The following is a 17,428-nucleotide window of genomic DNA, read 5'->3' on the forward strand; positions in this document are numbered from 1 at the left end:
ATTATAACCATTGCCTAGATTATAATCAATAACTAATTTTAGTAATCAATAAATGATTCGGTATTTGCACCCTCTTTTTCAACAACAGGCTTATTCATATGTTCTCTATCTAAACCTAATTGAAGTGCGACACCAATAGCAATATAGATTGATGAGTAAGTACCAAAACCGATACCAATCAATAACGCTAATGAGAAGTTATGAATAGTTGGACCACCAAACCAAAATAATGCCGCTACCACAAAAAGCGTGGTAATTGAGGTCATCAATGTTCTTGATAAAGTTTGGCTTAATGAAATATCAATAACTTCAATTGAGCTTACTCGGCGAATTTTACTGAAGTTTTCCCTTACTCGGTCAAATACAACAATAGAGTCATTTAACGAATAACCAACCACCGATAAAATCGCAGCCACAAAGGTTAAATCAATCTCAATTTGTAAAAATGAGAATACGCCCAATGTTACTAAAACATCGTGGAAAAGCGCCAAGATACCGCCGAATGCCATTCTCACTTCAAAGCGTGTTCCTACATAAAGTAGTAACATACCTAAAGTGGCCAATGTCGCATAAATCGCACCTTGGGTCAGTTCTTCACCTACGTTTGGTCCTACGAACTCCACGCTTTTGATCGTTGCACCAGCATCAAGATCTTGATGAACCATATTCATGATTTTATTGCCTAGATCTTTATCACCTGCTGATGCCGGCAAGCGGATCATGATATCTTTTTGACTACCTGTTGTTTGAACAAGTGCACTTCCATAGCCATTTTTCTCTAAGGTTGAGCGTACTTTTTCCAAGTCTGCCGGTTGAGAGAAGCTGGTTTCAATTACTGTACCGCCGGTGAAATCTAATCCCCAGTTAAATCCTTTTGTCGCAATTGAAAAAATACAAAGCGCTGTAAGAATAAGAGAAAAAACAAACCCCACATAACGGTATTTCATAAATGGAATCAGCTTATAGGGTAGTTTAATCTCCGAAGCATCTTTTTCTTTTTGAATTGTTGCCATTTATGCCACCTTAAATCCAAAGTTTTTTCACACGTTTATTACCGCCATATACCCAGTTTACAAGCATACGCGTTCCGCTAATCGCCGTGAACATTGAAATCATAACGCCTAATGCAAGGGTTACAGCGAAGCCTTTAACTGGGCCTGTACCTACTGCATAAAGCACTAATGAAGTCAGTATCGTTGTTAAGTTCGAGTCAAAAATTGAGGTAAATGCCCCATTATAACCTTCACTAATCGCTTGCTGCACTGAACGTCCATTACGTAGTTCTTCTTTAATACGTTCATAAATCAATACGTTCGCATCAACAGACATCCCCACAGCAAGCACAATACCCGCAATCCCCGGCATAGTTAATGTTGCGCCGATCAATGACATTAACCCTACGGTTAAAATCATATTGACGGTTAAAGCAACTGACGCAAAGATACCGAACATTTTGTAATAAACTAAGCAGAAGATAATCGTTAAGATTAAACCATACATTCCTGCTTCCATCCCTTTTTGAACATTATCTGCCCCAAGAGATGCTCCAACTGTACGCTCTTCAACGATAACGATTGGCGCAATTAATGCTCCTGAGCGTAAAAGTACGGCTAAATTTTGCGCTTCTGCAGCTGAGTTAATTCCCGTAATTTGGAATTGGCTTCCTAAACGAGAGTTTACAGTAGCAACGTTAATCACTTCAGTGTGTTTTTCTAGGATCACTTTCCCGTTTGCATCACGGCGACCTGAATCCTTAAATTCACTGTAAAGCGTTGCCATTGCTTTACCCACAGCGGCTTTGGTCATATCTGCCATTTGATCGCCACCTTCGCGATCTAGCTTGATACTTACCTGTGGTAAACCTCTTTCATCTTTACCTGCACTCGCATCAATAATATGTTCGCCACCTAAAGCTGGTTTACGTTTTAACACAACCGGACGTTCATCACGGGTATGTTGTAATTCTGAATCGGCTGGCACAATACCACGAGCGGCAGCTTCAGCATTTACCGTTTCATTCACTAAACGGAATTCAAGAGTTGCTGTTGCACCTAGTAATTCTTTTGCTCTAGCGGTATCTTGCACCCCTGGCAATTCAACTACGATACGATCTGCGCCTTGACGTTGAATAGTCGGTTCGGATACGCCTAACTCTTCAACACGTTTACGTAAAATCGATAAGTTTTGCTCAATAGCAGTATCGCGTGTTGTCGATAATCCCGAGGCTGAAAGTGCAAATGTCACTTCAGTTGGCGAGTTATAGCTTGCTTCAAGTGTTGTATGCATACGTTTTACATAACGCACCGCTTTATCTGCTGCATCACTATCCGCAAATTCGATGATCGTTGCAAAATTTTCGCCTTTTTTAACCGCTTTATACTGGATTTTTTCTTTACGTAATTCTAAACGTAAAGCGTCTTGTAAACTTTCTTGCTGTTTTTCCATTGCCGTTTTCATGTCCACTTCCATTAGGAAGCGAACACCGCCACGCAAATCCAGACCACGTTTCATTGGGCTACCGCCAATATCTGTAAGCCATGTTGGTGTCGCTGGTGCAAGGTTTAACGCAACAGAATATTTATCGCCCAACACTTCTGCAATTTTTTCTTTTGCCGGAAGTTGTTGTTCATCTTTTTCTAAACGAACCAAAATAGAGCCATTTTCCAATACACTGGATTTTGGTTTAATATTTAATGCGTCAAGCGCATTATGTACTTGAGCAAGAGTTTCTGTGGTGGCTTGCTGACCACGAGTTCCTGAAACTTGAACCGATGGATCTTCGCCATATAAGTTAGGAAGGGCATATAAACTGCCGATGAGTACCACAAAGATAATCATCAAGTTCTTCCATAACGGGAAACGATTTAACACACTAATTCTCCCATTGAGTAAAAAATGCCCACTGAATTGTTCCAGTAGGCATCATATATGAATATGAAATTATTGCTGATCTTTTAATGCTTTCATTGTGCCTTTTGGTAATTTTGCGACAACGAAATTACGAGAAATCATGACTTCATTATTATTGTCATTTAATGCCATTACAACATTCTCACTTTCAGCACTGACTTTTGTAATTCTACCGATTAAGCCACCACTTGTGAGGATTTCATCGCCTTTTGCAAGATTAGAAAGTAATTCACGCTGTTCTTTTTGGCGTTTTGCTTGTGGGCGATAAATCATAAAATAGAAAATGATACCGAACACTGCAAGAATGACTAACATCTCTAAACCGCTACCTTGTTGCATAAAAGCTCCTTAAATCAATAAGTTAAAATAAAATCGTTAAATTTCCTACCACGGCAACGCCTTGTAACGAAGAGTAATAGAAAAAATTGGTCGATAAAATAGCACAATTTCCGCCATTTAACGAGAAGAAAATGTGATTTTAATAATCAAGTTGATCTTTATAAAGCTCATAATCCGCTTTTAAAGCCTCAACTAATTCAACAAAATCATCAGGTAATGGCGCGTGCCATTCCATCAATTCGCCGGTAATTGGGTGTTCAAGACGCAACATGGTTGCATGTAATGCTTGGCGTTGGAAGCCTCTTAATACCGATAAAAACTCTTCGCTTGCCCCTTTTGGTGGACGTGGTCGTCCGCCATAAAGCTGGTCACCTAATAACGGATGGGCAATGTGCGCCATATGAACACGAATTTGGTGTGTACGTCCCGTTTCTAAACGTAGGCGTAAGCGAGTATAGTTTCTAAAACGCTCCATGATACGATAATGCGTAACAGCAGGTTTTCCCATTGGATGTACTGCCATTGCCGTACGTTTCGTTGGGTGACGAGCCATTGGCTCATCGACTTTACCGCCTTGCGTCATAATGCCACTAGCAATCGCTTCATATTCACGAGTAATGTGGCGTTTTTGTAATGCAGTAACCAGATGGGTTTGTGCCGGAATGTTTTTTGCCACGACCATTAGCCCCGTAGTATCTTTATCTAGACGATGCACAATCCCCGCTCGAGGAACTTCAGCAATCGGTGGGTAATGATATAGTAAAGCGTTTAACACTGTACCGTCCGGGTTTCCTGCTCCTGGGTGCACCACCAAATCTTTAGGTTTATTGATGACGATAATATCATCATCTTCATATACGATATTTAACGGAATATTTTGCGGTTCAAAACGAACTTCTTCTTCCACTTCCGCTTGAACTTCAATTAATTCTCCACCGAAAACTTTTTCTCGGGCTTTATTCACGATCTTACCGTTTACCCAAACCTGATCATTTTCAATCCATACTTTTAAGCGAGAACGAGAGTAGTCGGGAAATAATTGAGCAAGTGCTTGATCTAATCTTGCTCCCAATAAATCTGCTGAAACCTCAGCAGTTAAAGTAATTTGTTGCGTCATTAACTATAAATTCCAATTTGTCTGTTGCTTATTTATGAGCGTACTATAAAATAAGGGCAATTCGTATGAACTTAACAAAGTGCCATGAGTCAATATGACTATTGTACATTAACTTTTGATCATAGACACTTTTTTATCTATAAAGGTAATTCATTATGCGTAAATTTACTTCTCTTGCTTCCTTGATCTTAGCCGGACTTCTCGTTGTAGGCTGTTCAAGTAATGCAAATAAAGAACTTGAAGAAGCTTCTGCTCAAGATCTTTACAGCAAAGGGCAAACTTATTTACAAGACGGAGATTATAACTCTGCTATCCGTTACTTAGATGCGGTTGGAACAAAAGGTGGGCAACAAAGTCAATTTGGCGAACAAACCCAATTAAGCCTTATCTATGCACAATATAAAATTGGCGAATACTACAAAGCATTAGATATTGCTGAACGTTTTGTTCGTGCTTATCCAAACAGCCCACAAATGGATTACGTATTCTATCTAGCGGCATTATCTAATGCTCGCTTAGGTGATAACTTTATTCAAGATTTCTTTGGTGTAAATCGTTCATCACGTTCAACAGATTCTGTGCGTAATGCATACGGTAGCTTCCAAACGATTGTAAAAGAGTTTCCAAACAGTAAATATGTACCGGAAGCACAACAATGGATGGTTTACTTAAAAAATCGTTTAGCTGAACATGAATTACAAATTGTAAAATTCTATGACGAGCGTGAAGCTTATGTTGCTGTGGCAAACCGTGTAGAAGAAATGATGAATTTCTACCCTGATAGCAAACCGACTTTAGAAGCATTACCTTACATGCAAAAAGCGTTTGAGAAAATGGGGTTAAATGATTCAGCAGAAAAAGTTGCTTCAATTATCGAAGCAAATAAAAACAAAGAGTTCCCAACAATTACTAAACCAGAATATAGCGAACAATTCTAATTAGTCATTGTTTTCGTTCTGATTTATACCACGGATATCGGATAACAGTCGCTGTTATTTTGCTATCCGTGGTTTCATATTTAATCTAATCATAAAAACATGAAAATTTTAGGTATCGAAACCTCTTGCGATGAAACTGGTGTTGCGATTTACGATGAAGAAAGAGGCTTAATCGCAAACCAACTTTATAGTCAAATAGATATGCATGCGGATTATGGCGGTGTTGTGCCTGAATTAGCTTCTCGCGATCATATCCGCAAAACATTGCCCCTTATTCAAGCTGCATTAAAAGAAGCAAATTTGACCGCTTGTGATATTGATGGTGTGGCTTATACCGCCGGCCCGGGGCTAGTTGGCGCATTATTGGTTGGCTCAACTATCGCCCGTTCATTAGCTTATGCGTGGGATAAACCAGCTCTTGGCGTTCATCATATGGAAGGGCATTTACTTGCCCCAATGCTAGAAGAAAATCCACCTGAATTTCCTTTTGTTGCCTTATTGATTTCGGGCGGACACACACAACTGGTTAAAGTTGAAGGCGTTGGGCAATATGAATTACTCGGCGAATCCATTGATGATGCTGCAGGCGAAGCCTTCGATAAAACAGGAAAATTACTTGGCTTAGACTACCCTGCCGGCGTAGCTGTTTCTAAACTTGCCGAAAAAGGCACGCCAAACCGTTTTGTTTTTCCTCGTCCAATGACTGATCGACCTGGGTTAGATTTCAGCTTTTCAGGCTTAAAAACTTTTGCTGCCAATACGATTAACGCTAACTTAGATGAAAATGGTCAGTTAGATGAGCAAACACGTTGCGATATTGCCCACGCTTTCCAACAAGCGGTTGTGGATACCATTATTATCAAATGCAAACGAGCCTTACAACAAACCGGTTATAAACGCTTAGTGATGGCAGGCGGCGTGAGTGCTAATAAACAGCTCCGCACAGATCTTGCGACTATGATGAAAAATTTAAAAGGCGAAGTATATTACCCCCGTCCAGAGTTTTGTACCGATAACGGCGCAATGATTGCCTATGCAGGTTTTGTACGTTTAAAACACGGCGAAAGAAGCAATTTAAGTGTCAGCGTAAAACCTCGCTGGCCAATGGTGGAATTGCCCCAAATTGAGTAATTTTGTCCGTGGGAATTACAAATTTGAAATAGAAAAAATGCTAAAAAAACATTCAGAGCCATATAAAATATAAGCGAAATTTTGTTAAATAAAAGGTAATTCTTATGCATAATACACCTCAACAGCATAATTATGTGATTAGTTTATTAACAGCTAAAGAACGTCGAAATCATATTATTCAGGAATTTGGAAAACAAAATATTCCTTTTGAATTTTTTGATGCTATAACACCAGATTTGATTGAAGAAAAAGCAAAAGAATTTAGCATTGATATTTCAAATAGCCCTTTAACCAAAGGAGAAATGGGTTGCGCATTAAGTCATATTGCATTATGGCACTTTGCGAAAGAAAATAAGCTAGATTATATTTGTATTTTTGAAGATGATATTTATTTAGGGGAAAATGCAAAAGAATTCCTAACTAATAGCTATGTAAATCATGATATTGATGTAATTAAGATTGAAAAACATTCTTCCAAAATCATATATGCAGCTAATCCAGAAGCTCACTTTTGTAATAGAAATCTTCATAAATTAAAATCAAAACATACAGGAACAGCAGGATATATTTTAACAGCAAAAGGAATTAAATATCTTTTAGAAAAAACAAAAGTATATCACCTTTCAATACCTGTTGATGTACTAATGTTTGAGAAATTCTTAAAAAAATCTGATTATAAGGTTTTACAATTAATTCCAGCTGTTTGTATTCAAGATGATGTTTTAAATAAAAAATAAATTTCAAAAGCACCTTATCTGATGATAGAAATAATAAAAAAAGCAAGAAAAACTTATCTAAATTATATAGAGAAATAATTCGTCCTTTTATTAAGTTAAGAAAAAAATTATTTAGTAAATATATTGAATTTAAATAACCAATCTGGAGATCTTATGAACGTAGCAGAATTTTATCAGCAAGTGGAACAAGTATGGCAACAAATCGAAGAAAAGATCGATGAGGAAGGTTTATCTGTCGATACCGAAATTCAAGGTGCGGTTTGCACATTAACCTTTGATGATGATTCACAAATTATCATCAATAAACAAGAAGCCATGTTAGAACTTTGGCTGGCGAGTAAACTCGGTGGCTTCCATTTTAAATTTATTGATAATGAATGGAAAACAGCAGAAGGTCGTTCTTTTTGGCAACATTTAGAAGAAGCCTTTGCAAGACACGGCGAAACCATTTCATTTTAATATGTTCCCTCGCCAGAGGGAGCTTATATCTATGCAGCAGACAAATTCGCCTAAAGCTATTTTAAATAATATTTTTGGTTATCAACAATTCAGACAAGGGCAACAAGAAGTCATTGAAGCCGTACTGAATGGTTTAGATACGCTTGTCATTATGACAACTGGCGGAGGAAAATCGCTCTGCTATCAAGTTCCTGCACTTTGTATTGAGGGACTAACGCTCGTGATCTCGCCATTAATTTCTTTAATGAAAGATCAAGTCGATCAGCTTTTAACCAATGGTATTGAAGCCGGCTATATCAATTCAACACAAACCTTTGAAGAGCAACAACATGTTGAACAAAAGGCGATTTCAGGGCAACTCAAATTACTTTATCTTTCGCCTGAAAAAGTGATGACACAAGGCTTTTTCCACTTTATTTCACATTGCAAAATCAGCCTTATTGCCGTTGATGAAGCACATTGTGTTTCCCAATGGGGACACGATTTCAGACCAGAATACACCCTACTTGGTGGTTTGCGCAGTACCTTTCCAAATGTGCCCATGATGGCATTAACGGCAACGGCGGATCCTACAACCCGCCACGATATTATTCATCATCTCCGCTTACAAGAGCCGCATACTTATCTAGGTAGCTTTGATCGCCCTAATATTCGTTATACGGTACAAGAAAAATTTAAGCCGATGGAGCAATTGGCAAAATTTATTGCAAAGCAACAAGGGAAAAGCGGGATTGTATATTGCAACAGCCGAAAAAAAGTGGAGGAAATTACTGAAAAACTCTCCGCTCGGGGCGTATCAGTGATGGGCTACCACGCTGGAATGACTATTCAGCAACGAGAAACCGTTCAAAATGCTTTCCAACGGGATAACATTCAAGTCGTAGTTGCTACTATCGCTTTTGGCATGGGAATCAATAAATCGAACGTGCGTTTTGTTGCCCACTTTGACTTACCGAGAAGTATTGAATCTTACTATCAAGAAACCGGACGCGCAGGGCGAGACGATCTACCCTCTGAAGCGATTTTATTTTACGATCCAGCCGATTACGCTTGGTTACAAAAAGTTCTACTTGAAGAGCCGGAAAGCGAACAGCGCAATATCAAACAACATAAATTGCAGGCGATTAGCGCTTTTGCCGAATCGCAAACTTGTCGCCGTTTAGTGTTGCTCAATTATTTTGGGGAATCTAAACAAGAGCCTTGTAAAAACTGCGATATTTGTTTGGATCCACCACGCAAATATGATGGATTAATTGATGCTCAAAAAGTGATGTCGGTAATTTACCGCACCGGGCAAACCTTTGGTATGCATCATGTTATCGGTGTCTTACGAGGTATGAATAATCAAAAAATCCGCCAATTCGGACACGACCAACTTTCCGTTTATGGCATTGGTAAAGAACAAAGTCAAGATTACTGGGTAAGCGTGATTAGACAACTTATTCATTTAGGATTGATACGCCAAAATATTGTTAATCACTCTGCCTTACAACTCACTGAAGAAGCTCGTCCTATCTTAAAATCACAAGTCAAATTAGAGCTAGCATTGCCACGCTTAGGCTCATCTTCGGCTACAGCATTTGTGAGCAAACAAAGTTCAGTGCGTTATGATAAAGATCTCTTTGCACGGCTACGTTTTCTGCGCAAGCAAATTGCTGATACCGAAAACATCCCACCTTACGTGGTCTTTAATGATGCCACTTTGCAAGAAATGGCAGAATTTCTACCGCTTACCCCTGCTGAATTACTTGAAATCAACGGCGTGGGTGAGCGCAAACTTGAACGTTTTGGCGGAGCTTTTATTTCTTTAATAAAAGAGCATTGTGAAAATCGTAAGCCGCAATAATGCGGCTTTTGCCTTTATTGCACTAACCACTTATCAACTAATTCTGCCGTGGTTTCTTTACGGCTCCACATCGAACCTAATTCCGGATATGGGTGTTTGCTGTGGTTGTATCCAACAAACTGCTTGAAATCAAACACTGCGTGTGGGTAGCCGTTTATCAGTAAAAATGCCTGATAGCCATCTTCCGACCAGCAAATTTCTAAACGGCGAGGTTCTTTTAAGCTTTCCTGTTCAATATCACTTACGTTATACACGAACAAGCTATCTACAACCGGCTGATTAACTTGATGTAAATCCATTGCATAAAAATAGCCTGTTTCGCCATCATCTTCAAACATCACGACTAAATGTTCGTGCTGAGTTGAATGCGCACCATTACGATAGCCTTCGCCTAATAAAATATGATCGGTTAAAACTGAATATAACATAAGGTTTCCTCTTTTAAATTTTGCGATATTTTAACATATTCTAGTCGAGGAATGTTTGGGCTATTTGTGGACGTTAGAAAGTCTTTTCAAAAGCGAGTGTAACGTTATGCATTTTATAGGAATAAAGCGTATCCAAATTACTTTTCTGCTTACGCCATTCCAAATTTAATTTAGGTGTAATACCCCATAAATGCCAATCTCGTTTCCACACTTGTGCAAAAACCGAATAAATCTGATCTTGGCGAGTTTTGCTTAATGGCAAGATACCTCCCAGTATCGCTTGATCTTTAAATTGACGATGAGTAAAAGAGAGATTTAATTTTGTTGAAATTCCAAAAGCGTATTCTTGCAACCAACCTAAACGTAAATTCTGAATATCAGAGCTGTATTGTCGCTCTTGTAAGCGTTGCTGAGAAAAAGCTGCTCCGAGATAAAAAATTTGTTCGGGGTTTCGATACCAAATCAACGTTGTTGAAGCTGTTCGAATATTCCCTGCCTGCGGGTTATCTTTGAAAAAACGGCGTTTTTCATATTCAAGTGCGGTTTGGCTTTGCCAATTTTGTGAAAGCCAAAAACTGTAACTGATTTCTGCGCCATTTGACCAATGAAATGAATTGCCTCCATACCAGCGTTTTTCATAAAAGGGTTGTAATCGCAAAGTCGTATCATTCTTTTTGTAAGCATAACCGATAAAAGTACGGCTAAAGAGATCGTCATATTGGTGGTTATCCCAATAGGTTTTGCCGTAGGTTTCATTACTCACGCCGAGATAATGTGAACCTATTAGATTAAAATCACGATTTATACCCAAATTATAGGCAAAACCCTGTGCTTTTTGCGGCAACATTCCTGCACCTTTTACAAATCCTGTATTTTCAATGACTGAAGATGATGAAACATTTTCGACATTATCCGTTTTAAGATAGGAAATGCTCGCATCAAATTGCCAACTATTTCTGGAATTGAGAGCATCAATATAACGTTCAATAAGTTGGTATGCCGAAGACGGTAGATTTTTGACACTTTTCACTTTATCAAACTGCACTCTTGCTGCGCTATCTTGTCGATCGGCAAAGAGTACTTTTGCCAATTCCATTCGAATTGAATTTAGTTCAGGTCGTTCGCTCAATATTTTTCGGTAAATACGAATAGCAACGTCATAGTTATGCTGTAAAGCGGCTAGCTTAGCTTCTGCATAAGACTTTAATGTCAAATCTTGCTGAGGCTGCTGTTGATATTGGTAAAGTAAAGATTGAATTTGACCGCTATTATTTTGGTAAGTAGCTTGCTTTAATTGCTCTTCAAGTGTTGTTACGGAAGCAAAAACAATATTAGAACAACATAAGGCGAGTAAAAAGAAAGAACGCATAAGAATGGTAAAAGTTATATTCAAACCTAGCACGCAAATGCGAACTAGGTTTAACTGCTCAAAGAATTAGTAACGAATACCACCGAATGAAGTATTGTAGCTGTTATCACCACTGAAAGTTGCAATACCTGCTGCTTCTTTTGCTCCATTACCGAACAAGCCACCTTCATAAGTGCCTTCCTGTAATAGGGTGGTTGCTTTGCCGCTGAAAGTGGTACCGTTTAATTGGGTTTTGTGCAAGGTAATATCTTGTGCACGACCATCGGTTAATAGGCTAAATTCAACTTTACCATCTACCGTTTTCTGATCAAAATCTACGTTTAATGTAGTTTTACCACCTTTGGATGGTTGTCCTGTTGTGCCACTTACCCAATAAGCATCGCCTAAGTAAGTTGCGCTACCAGAAGGTAAATTTGTTGCTGCTGTTCCTTGATAGCGAACTTCTTTTAGCGTTTTGCTATCGTTTAACCAAATACCATAGAAAGAGTCATTGCTGTTTTGACCATACAGTTCTCCATCAGTAGTTTTAGCACCGACATCCCCTTTCGGGCTGTTGGTTAAATCAACGTTAGAATTATCCGGTGTTGTTGCTGTACCGCTACCACCACCGCCGCCACTACAAGCGGTTAATAATCCAGCCAAAATTGCAGAAAGAAGTAATTTTTTCATAAGCACATCCTTTGATAAGTAGAAATAATTAGTTTTAGCTAATTTTAGTTAATAAATAAGTAATTTTTAGCGATTTTACTTATCTATAACTCTGTTTTCAAGTAAAAAAATGCACAAAATGTGAATAGATGAGTATTAGCAAATAAAAAGGTTAAAATGGCACAGCTTCCTGCGGAAATGACAGATAAATTAATTGGGCAGCGTATTCAACAAAAGAGAAAGGAATTTGGCTATTCAGCGGAAAAGTTGTCAGAATGTATTAATTTATCCCAGCAACAACTTTCACGCTATGAGAGAGGGGCAAGTAAAATCAATGTTAATCACTTGATTGATATTGCAATTTTCTTCAAAACACCGATTAATTGGTTTTTTCAAGATTGTATTCCTGCCAACTTTACAGAAAAGGAATTAAAAGAGATAGAAATAAACCAAAAATGGGATAGTCTATCTTCTATTCAAAAAGAGGCATTTATCACTTTTCTTGAAACATTAAAATAATATTCAGAAAATCAAAAAATTAGGCATATAGGACAAAATAGTTGGTCTTTTTGCATTTTATATGCCTATAGGACAAAAAAGTTGGTAATGATTATTTTCTATCTTCCTTACCAGCTTTTTTTATTCAAAAAATCCTGTATAAACAAGATCTTATGTTTTCTTGTTAAACCGCTATGAGGACGTAATTTATCCTTAAGTTCTTTAAATAATCCTTCAATCCTATTTGTCGTCTTTTCAATATTTAATTCAGGATATTTCTCGTAAGTAAAAATATATTCATAATACCGCTTAATGCTCGCAGCAGCACTACGTACGCTACGATGTTTATATGGATATTTCCCTTTCTCATTAGGCTTTTCTGAACGTTCTTCTAAAAAGGTATGATGTGTTTTCCTCCAATGACTTATTTTTAAATAAAATTCATTTTTTGAACTCATTTTGAGTGTTTTTATAATACTTTTTAATTCTCTTCCTGCGTGAGATTGATGTTTTTTTCTTAATGCTCGTATTAGAATAGCCACTAAATGAAATTGGCACATTTGTGTAGGCGTATTAAATAAATCTTTCAATAGCCCTCTTCTTCCATCACAGGTAATTGATTGAATTATATAGCCTTTTTCTCTTAATCGGTTCAATGCTTTCTTATAGTAAACATCTTTTTCTGTTTTCACGATTTGGTGATAAATCACTTTTGTAGAACGACTATCAATAAAAACCATTACGCCAAAATCACGATGAAAGAAGGTGGTGTCAATAATGAGGTTAAGGTATTTATTTTGAGAGGGGTTTAGCGTTGATTTAGCCGCTTTTTCTAAATATCTTCGAATAGTTCTAGGGGAACAATGATATTTATCGGCTAGCTGTTTTTGAGTTTGTTTTCCAAGAGAATAATCTGACCAAATTTGTTCAGGATTTAATTTAGATTTGAAGGTAAATGTTTTATTACAGCGGAGACATTTATAACGTTGGAGATTATTTTGTTTGCCATATTTATGAATTGGCGAATAGTGGCAAAAAGGGCAGCTTTTTGTTCATATTTCAAAAAGAGTGGTTAAAGCCTTGTACTATAAGGCTTTAACCACATTTTTACCAACTATTTTGTCCTATATGCCAAAAATTAGGTGTAAAAAAACACCGCACTTTTGAAAAGTGCGGTGCAATTTTATCGTGCTTTAGGAAGCAGATTACGCTTGACCTTTAACTTCTTTTAAACCGTTAAATGGTGCTGGTGTACCTGCTGCCGCTAATGCTTCTTCGATACGGATTAATTGGTTGTATTTCGCAACACGGTCTGAACGGCTCATTGAACCAGTTTTGATTTGACCTGCTGCTGTACCAACTGCTAAATCAGCAATTGTTGCATCTTCAGTTTCACCAGAACGGTGTGAGATAACCGCTGTGTAACCTGCATCTTTAGCCATTTTGATTGCTGCTAAAGTTTCAGTTAATGAACCGATTTGGTTGAATTTGATTAAGATTGAGTTTGCGATACCTTTCTCGATACCTTCTTTTAAGATACGAGTATTTGTTACGAATAAATCGTCACCTACTAATTGCACTTTGTCGCCAAGTACTTTAGTTTGGTATGCGAAACCTTCCCAGTCAGACTCATCTTGACCATCTTCGATAGAAACGATTGGGTATTCTTTTGTTAAACCTTCAAGGTAGTGAGTAAATTCTTGAGAAGTAAATGTTTTACCTTCGCCTTTTAACTCGTAGTTACCGGTTTCTTTGTTGTAGAACTCAGAAGACGCACAGTCCATCGCTAAAGTTACATCTTTACCTAAAACATAACCTGCTTTTTCTACTGCTTCTTTGATACATGCTAAAGCGTCTGCGTTAGAAGCAAGATTTGGCGCGAAACCACCTTCATCACCCACTGCAGTATTTAAACCTTTAGATTTTAATACTTTAGCTAAGTTGTGGAATACTTCAGCACCGATACGTAATGCTTCTTTTAATGTTTTAGCACCAACTGGTTGAATCATGAATTCTTGGATATCAACGTTGTTGTCTGCGTGCTCACCACCGTTGATGATGTTCATCATTGGTAATGGCATAGAATATACACCTGGAGTGCCGTTTAATTCTGCGATGTAAGCATATAATGGTAAACCTTTAGATGCTGCTGCTGCTTTAGCTGTTGCTAAAGATACCGCTAAGATTGCGTTTGCACCGAATTTAGATTTGTTTTCTGTACCGTCTAAATCGATCATGATTTGGTCGATTTCAGCTTGTGCAGTACCTTCTTTACCAACAAGTGCGTTTGCAATTTCGTTATTTACTGCTGAAACTGCTTTTAATACGCCTTTACCTAAGAAACGAGATTTGTCGCCATCACGTAATTCTAACGCTTCACGAGAACCTGTTGATGCACCAGATGGAGCTGCTGCTAAACCTACGAAGCCACCTTCTAAATGAACTTCAGCTTCAACAGTTGGGTTACCACGAGAGTCGATGATTTCACGACCAATTACTTTAACAATTTTAGCCATTGTTGATATTCCTCTAATTGAGAGTTAATGAAAAAAGAATAGGTATATAGTAAAGATATTTTCTACATTTGTCTTGTGAAAATGTGATTGAGTTCACAAAATTTAAACTGAATTTGATCTATTACTATAAATCAGGGCGATTATACCAAACTTTGCAAATGTTTCGAAAAAAACTACCGCTTATTAAGTAGAAAATTTAAGCTTTCTTTACTAATAAAGTCAAAACTTCATAATGAGCCGTATGTGGGAACATATCAAATAACTGCACTTTTGCTAATGCATAGTTATCAAATGAAGCAAAATCTTCCGCCATCGTTTTTGCGTTACAGCTCGAATAAATCACATAAGGCGAGCCAAGTTGATTTAAGTACTCCGCAAGTGCTTTGCCAATTCCTCGGCGTGGAGGGTTCACAATGACTAAATCCGGCACACTACCTTTCTCGTTTAAAGCAAATTGTGCGGAATCTAATGAAGCAAAAGTGACATTTTTTAACCCTAATTTTTCTGCCGATTGTGTCGCACTGGCTATCGCCGAAGCTGAAATTTCAATTCCCGTTAAACTTACTGTTGGATTGGTTTCTTGCAATGCTTTTGCGCAATGTAAGCCAAATCCGCCTACCCCACAAAAGAGATCCCAACATTGTTGAATAGGTAACGATTTTACCCACATTTGTGCTGTTCTATATAATTCGCTTGCTACTTTAGGGTTCGTTTGGAAAAAACCTTGAGGGCGAATAAACAACGGAATGTCATTAAAATTTTCTTCAATAACCCTTTTAGGGGTAAGAAAGATCTCAGTTTCTCCCTCTAAAATGGCAGCGTGTTGTGGCTGAATATTCAAACTCACAATAGATTTGGGCGGTAATTTTTCCAGTAACTTGGGTAATTCTCGTTCAATAAGAGGTTGTTTTTGCGTTGAGCGTAAAACAAAACGCAACGATATAGCCTGATTGTATTGGCTCTGTGTCAGCAAAATATATTTTAGTTCGCCTTTCTTTTTAGCAATGTTATAAGGCACCAAGCCTGCTCTGCCAATAAAATCTTTAAGAATAGGAAAAAGCGCAGCAAATGCTTGCGGATAAAGCGGACAATCCGTCAAATCCACACCACTTTGTGCGTCTTGCTGATCTTTTAATAAGCCAAGCACCGGTCGCTCTACCGAGCCACTTACCACCATTTTAGCTTTATTGCGAAAATGCGTTTGTTCCGAAGCCACTGCTGGCAGAACTTCTGTTTGATTTTGCAAAAGATAAGGCGAAATCAACCGCTTGAGTTCTGCCATTTTGTCAGCTAACTGCACGTTATAATCAGTCAATAACCATTGGCACGAAGTACAACGTTGTTGATTAAAATGTTCACAGGTTATGTTCATCATCGTTGCTCATTATTAAGCCTGCATTTGCGTTTGCTTAAATTCCAACCATTGCGCTTGTAAAGCGGCTAATCGTTTGGAAGATTGTTTATAACGTAAACTGGTTTCTAAATCTAACCAAGATACATTTTTACGCTTCATCAGTGAAATATGGCGTGTTTGCTGCACCTCTGTCGGTTGATATTTCAAACCATCAAGTACTTGAACCACACCTTCCGGCTCATTACATAAGAGCAATAAATCACAACCGGCTTGAATCGCTTTTTCAGAACGTTCCACAAAATTCCCCATGAACCCAGCCCCTTTCATACCAAGATCATCGGAGAAAATCACGCCATTAAAATTAAGCTGTTTGCGTAATACCTCTTTAAGCCAATAGTGTGAGCCACTTGCAGGTTGATTATCGCATTGAGTATAAACAACATGAGCCGGCATAATGGCTGAAAGTTTGCTTTTGGCAATCAATTGTTGGAAAGGTTGAATATCCTGCTCAAAAATCAGTGATTTAGCACGATCATCAAACGGGGTTTCTAAATGCGAATCAGCAAGCACGTGTCCATGCCCCGGGAAATGTTTACCTGTGGTCGCCATGCCCATTTCTTGCATACCATCAATAAACGCTTCTGCAAGCGGTAGAATTTGCCCTAACGATTTACCAAAAGCTCGATCGCCAATCGCTTTACATTCGTGTCCCATATCTAAAACAGGGGCAAAACTTAAATCAATATCCAAAGCAAACATTTCTGCTGCCATTAACCAACCGGCTTCATGTGCAAGCTGTTTTGCTTCAATTAAATCTTTTGCCAACATATCAAAAGACTGCATTGCCGGTAATGCAGTAAAGCCATCTCGGAAACGTTGAACTCTTCCGCCTTCTTGATCGACCGTAATTAAGAAAGGCTTTTTCACTTTTTGGCGAATCTCTTTAATTAAAGCCTGAATTTGTGCTTTATCATAAAAATTTCGACTAAATAAAATAAGCCCGGAAACAAGCGGATGTTGAAGTATCTCGATCTCCTCTTGGGTCAGTGATTTATCTTTAATATCAATTAATAACATTTTTATATCCTAATTAGGGCTTGTTGACGTTTCGAAGTTGCAAAATCATCAAGAGGTGTTT

At 38.1% G+C, this 17,428-nt stretch carries 17 protein-coding genes; 6 read left to right on the forward strand and 11 right to left on the reverse strand.

Features of this window, described 5'->3' with window-relative positions; genetic code table 11:
- Window positions 1–38 precede the first annotated feature (38 nt).
- From secF to rluD, 4 genes are all read right to left on the reverse strand, one after another.
- Entirely contained in the window at window positions 39–1,013 is a 975-nt protein-coding gene (secF, locus tag AM305_RS07315) for a protein translocase subunit SecF (protein ID WP_005824541.1), read from the reverse strand.
- 10 nt (window positions 1,014–1,023) lie between these two features.
- Window positions 1,024–2,871 carry a protein translocase subunit SecD gene (gene secD, locus AM305_RS07320; protein WP_081453547.1) on the reverse strand — a complete coding sequence of 616 codons (1,848 nt, stop codon included), beginning with the start codon at window positions 2,869–2,871 and terminating at the stop codon, window positions 1,024–1,026.
- 69 nt (window positions 2,872–2,940) lie between these two features.
- A complete protein-coding gene (yajC, locus tag AM305_RS07325; protein WP_005824543.1) occupies window positions 2,941–3,249 on the reverse strand; it encodes a preprotein translocase subunit YajC in 309 nt (102 codons plus the stop codon).
- A 139-nt stretch (window positions 3,250–3,388) separates the two neighbouring features.
- On the reverse strand, window positions 3,389–4,366 hold the full coding sequence (rluD, locus tag AM305_RS07330; RefSeq protein WP_005824544.1) for a 23S rRNA pseudouridine(1911/1915/1917) synthase RluD: 978 nt from the start codon (window positions 4,364–4,366) through the stop codon (window positions 3,389–3,391).
- Window positions 4,367–4,521: 155 nt separating this feature from the next.
- On the opposite strand from rluD, the gene AM305_RS07335 reads away from it, so the two are divergent.
- From AM305_RS07335 to recQ, 5 genes are all read left to right on the forward strand, one after another.
- Window positions 4,522–5,304 carry an outer membrane protein assembly factor BamD gene (locus tag AM305_RS07335; protein ID WP_005818661.1) on the forward strand — a complete coding sequence of 261 codons (783 nt, stop codon included), beginning with the start codon at window positions 4,522–4,524 and terminating at the stop codon, window positions 5,302–5,304.
- Between the two features lie 99 nt (window positions 5,305–5,403).
- Complete coding sequence (gene tsaD / locus AM305_RS07340) at window positions 5,404–6,435, forward strand: tRNA (adenosine(37)-N6)-threonylcarbamoyltransferase complex transferase subunit TsaD (protein WP_005824545.1); 1,032 nt, start codon at window positions 5,404–5,406, stop codon at window positions 6,433–6,435.
- Between the two features lie 104 nt (window positions 6,436–6,539).
- Window positions 6,540–7,172, forward strand: coding sequence for a glycosyltransferase family 25 protein (locus AM305_RS07345; protein WP_005824546.1), 633 nt, complete (start codon window positions 6,540–6,542; stop codon window positions 7,170–7,172).
- A 153-nt stretch (window positions 7,173–7,325) separates the two neighbouring features.
- Window positions 7,326–7,631 carry an iron donor protein CyaY gene (gene cyaY, locus AM305_RS07350; RefSeq protein ID WP_005824548.1) on the forward strand — a complete coding sequence of 102 codons (306 nt, stop codon included), beginning with the start codon at window positions 7,326–7,328 and terminating at the stop codon, window positions 7,629–7,631.
- A 31-nt stretch (window positions 7,632–7,662) separates the two neighbouring features.
- The gene (gene recQ, locus AM305_RS07355; RefSeq protein WP_005824550.1) at window positions 7,663–9,477 is read left to right on the forward strand and encodes an ATP-dependent DNA helicase RecQ; all 1,815 of its coding nucleotides are present in this window, start codon (window positions 7,663–7,665) and stop codon (window positions 9,475–9,477) included.
- 14 nt (window positions 9,478–9,491) lie between these two features.
- On the opposite strand, the gene AM305_RS07360 is transcribed toward recQ, so the two are convergent.
- The 3 genes from AM305_RS07360 to AM305_RS07370 all read right to left on the reverse strand — a co-directional run bounded on the left by AM305_RS07360 (window position 9,492) and on the right by AM305_RS07370 (window position 11,943).
- Window positions 9,492–9,905: a DUF2251 domain-containing protein gene (locus AM305_RS07360; protein ID WP_005824552.1), complete on the reverse strand. Its 414-nt coding sequence runs from the start codon at window positions 9,903–9,905 to the stop codon at window positions 9,492–9,494.
- A 73-nt stretch (window positions 9,906–9,978) separates the two neighbouring features.
- Window positions 9,979–11,274: a surface lipoprotein assembly modifier gene (locus tag AM305_RS07365; RefSeq protein WP_005824554.1), complete on the reverse strand. Its 1,296-nt coding sequence runs from the start codon at window positions 11,272–11,274 to the stop codon at window positions 9,979–9,981.
- A gap of 66 nt (window positions 11,275–11,340) precedes the next feature.
- A complete protein-coding gene (locus tag AM305_RS07370; protein WP_005824555.1) occupies window positions 11,341–11,943 on the reverse strand; it encodes a transferrin-binding protein-like solute binding protein in 603 nt (200 codons plus the stop codon).
- A gap of 156 nt (window positions 11,944–12,099) precedes the next feature.
- Between AM305_RS07370 and AM305_RS07375 the strand changes: the two genes are divergently transcribed.
- Window positions 12,100–12,441 (forward strand): helix-turn-helix domain-containing protein, encoded by a 342-nt coding sequence (locus AM305_RS07375; RefSeq protein WP_005824557.1) that lies wholly within the window; start codon window positions 12,100–12,102, stop codon window positions 12,439–12,441.
- 107 nt (window positions 12,442–12,548) lie between these two features.
- On the opposite strand, the gene AM305_RS07380 is transcribed toward AM305_RS07375, so the two are convergent.
- From AM305_RS07380 to nagZ, 4 genes are all read right to left on the reverse strand, one after another.
- A complete protein-coding gene (locus AM305_RS07380; RefSeq protein WP_337442886.1) occupies window positions 12,549–13,439 on the reverse strand; it encodes an IS256 family transposase, variant Zn-binding type in 891 nt (296 codons plus the stop codon).
- 186 nt (window positions 13,440–13,625) lie between these two features.
- A complete protein-coding gene (gene eno, locus AM305_RS07385) occupies window positions 13,626–14,936 on the reverse strand; it encodes a phosphopyruvate hydratase (protein ID WP_005824561.1) in 1,311 nt (436 codons plus the stop codon).
- A gap of 196 nt (window positions 14,937–15,132) precedes the next feature.
- Window positions 15,133–16,308 carry a 23S rRNA (uracil(747)-C(5))-methyltransferase RlmC gene (gene rlmC, locus AM305_RS07390; protein WP_005824563.1) on the reverse strand — a complete coding sequence of 392 codons (1,176 nt, stop codon included), beginning with the start codon at window positions 16,306–16,308 and terminating at the stop codon, window positions 15,133–15,135.
- Window positions 16,309–16,323: 15 nt separating this feature from the next.
- Window positions 16,324–17,367, reverse strand: a complete 1,044-nt coding sequence (gene nagZ / locus AM305_RS07395; protein ID WP_005824565.1) for a beta-N-acetylhexosaminidase — start codon at window positions 17,365–17,367, stop codon at window positions 16,324–16,326.
- Window positions 17,368–17,428: the final 61 nt, after the last annotated feature.

Origin of the sequence: Actinobacillus minor NM305, assembly GCF_000175195.1 — a bacterium.
Taxonomy (GTDB): domain Bacteria; phylum Pseudomonadota; class Gammaproteobacteria; order Enterobacterales; family Pasteurellaceae; genus Haemophilus_A; species Haemophilus_A minor.

Bases quoted from the DNA above. Each gene is read 5' to 3' on its own strand.
- AM305_RS07365 (WP_005824554.1), bottom strand. From the start codon at position 11,274: ATGCGTTCTTTCTTTTTACTCGCCTTATGTTGTTCTAATATTGTTTTT.
- yajC (WP_005824543.1), bottom strand. From the start codon at position 3,249: ATGCAACAAGGTAGCGGTTTAGAGATGTTAGTCATTCTTGCAGTGTTC.
- rlmC (WP_005824563.1), bottom strand. From the start codon at position 16,308: ATGAACATAACCTGTGAACATTTTAATCAACAACGTTGTACTTCGTGC.
- secF (WP_005824541.1), bottom strand. From the start codon at position 1,013: ATGGCAACAATTCAAAAAGAAAAAGATGCTTCGGAGATTAAACTACCC.
- rluD (WP_005824544.1), bottom strand. From the start codon at position 4,366: ATGACGCAACAAATTACTTTAACTGCTGAGGTTTCAGCAGATTTATTG.
- tsaD (WP_005824545.1), top strand. From the start codon at position 5,404: ATGAAAATTTTAGGTATCGAAACCTCTTGCGATGAAACTGGTGTTGCG.
- AM305_RS07370 (WP_005824555.1), bottom strand. From the start codon at position 11,943: ATGAAAAAATTACTTCTTTCTGCAATTTTGGCTGGATTATTAACCGCT.
- AM305_RS07360 (WP_005824552.1), bottom strand. From the start codon at position 9,905: ATGTTATATTCAGTTTTAACCGATCATATTTTATTAGGCGAAGGCTAT.
- AM305_RS07345 (WP_005824546.1), top strand. From the start codon at position 6,540: ATGCATAATACACCTCAACAGCATAATTATGTGATTAGTTTATTAACA.
- AM305_RS07335 (WP_005818661.1), top strand. From the start codon at position 4,522: ATGCGTAAATTTACTTCTCTTGCTTCCTTGATCTTAGCCGGACTTCTC.
- nagZ (WP_005824565.1), bottom strand. From the start codon at position 17,367: ATGTTATTAATTGATATTAAAGATAAATCACTGACCCAAGAGGAGATC.
- recQ (WP_005824550.1), top strand. From the start codon at position 7,663: ATGCAGCAGACAAATTCGCCTAAAGCTATTTTAAATAATATTTTTGGT.
- AM305_RS07375 (WP_005824557.1), top strand. From the start codon at position 12,100: ATGGCACAGCTTCCTGCGGAAATGACAGATAAATTAATTGGGCAGCGT.
- eno (WP_005824561.1), bottom strand. From the start codon at position 14,936: ATGGCTAAAATTGTTAAAGTAATTGGTCGTGAAATCATCGACTCTCGT.
- cyaY (WP_005824548.1), top strand. From the start codon at position 7,326: ATGAACGTAGCAGAATTTTATCAGCAAGTGGAACAAGTATGGCAACAA.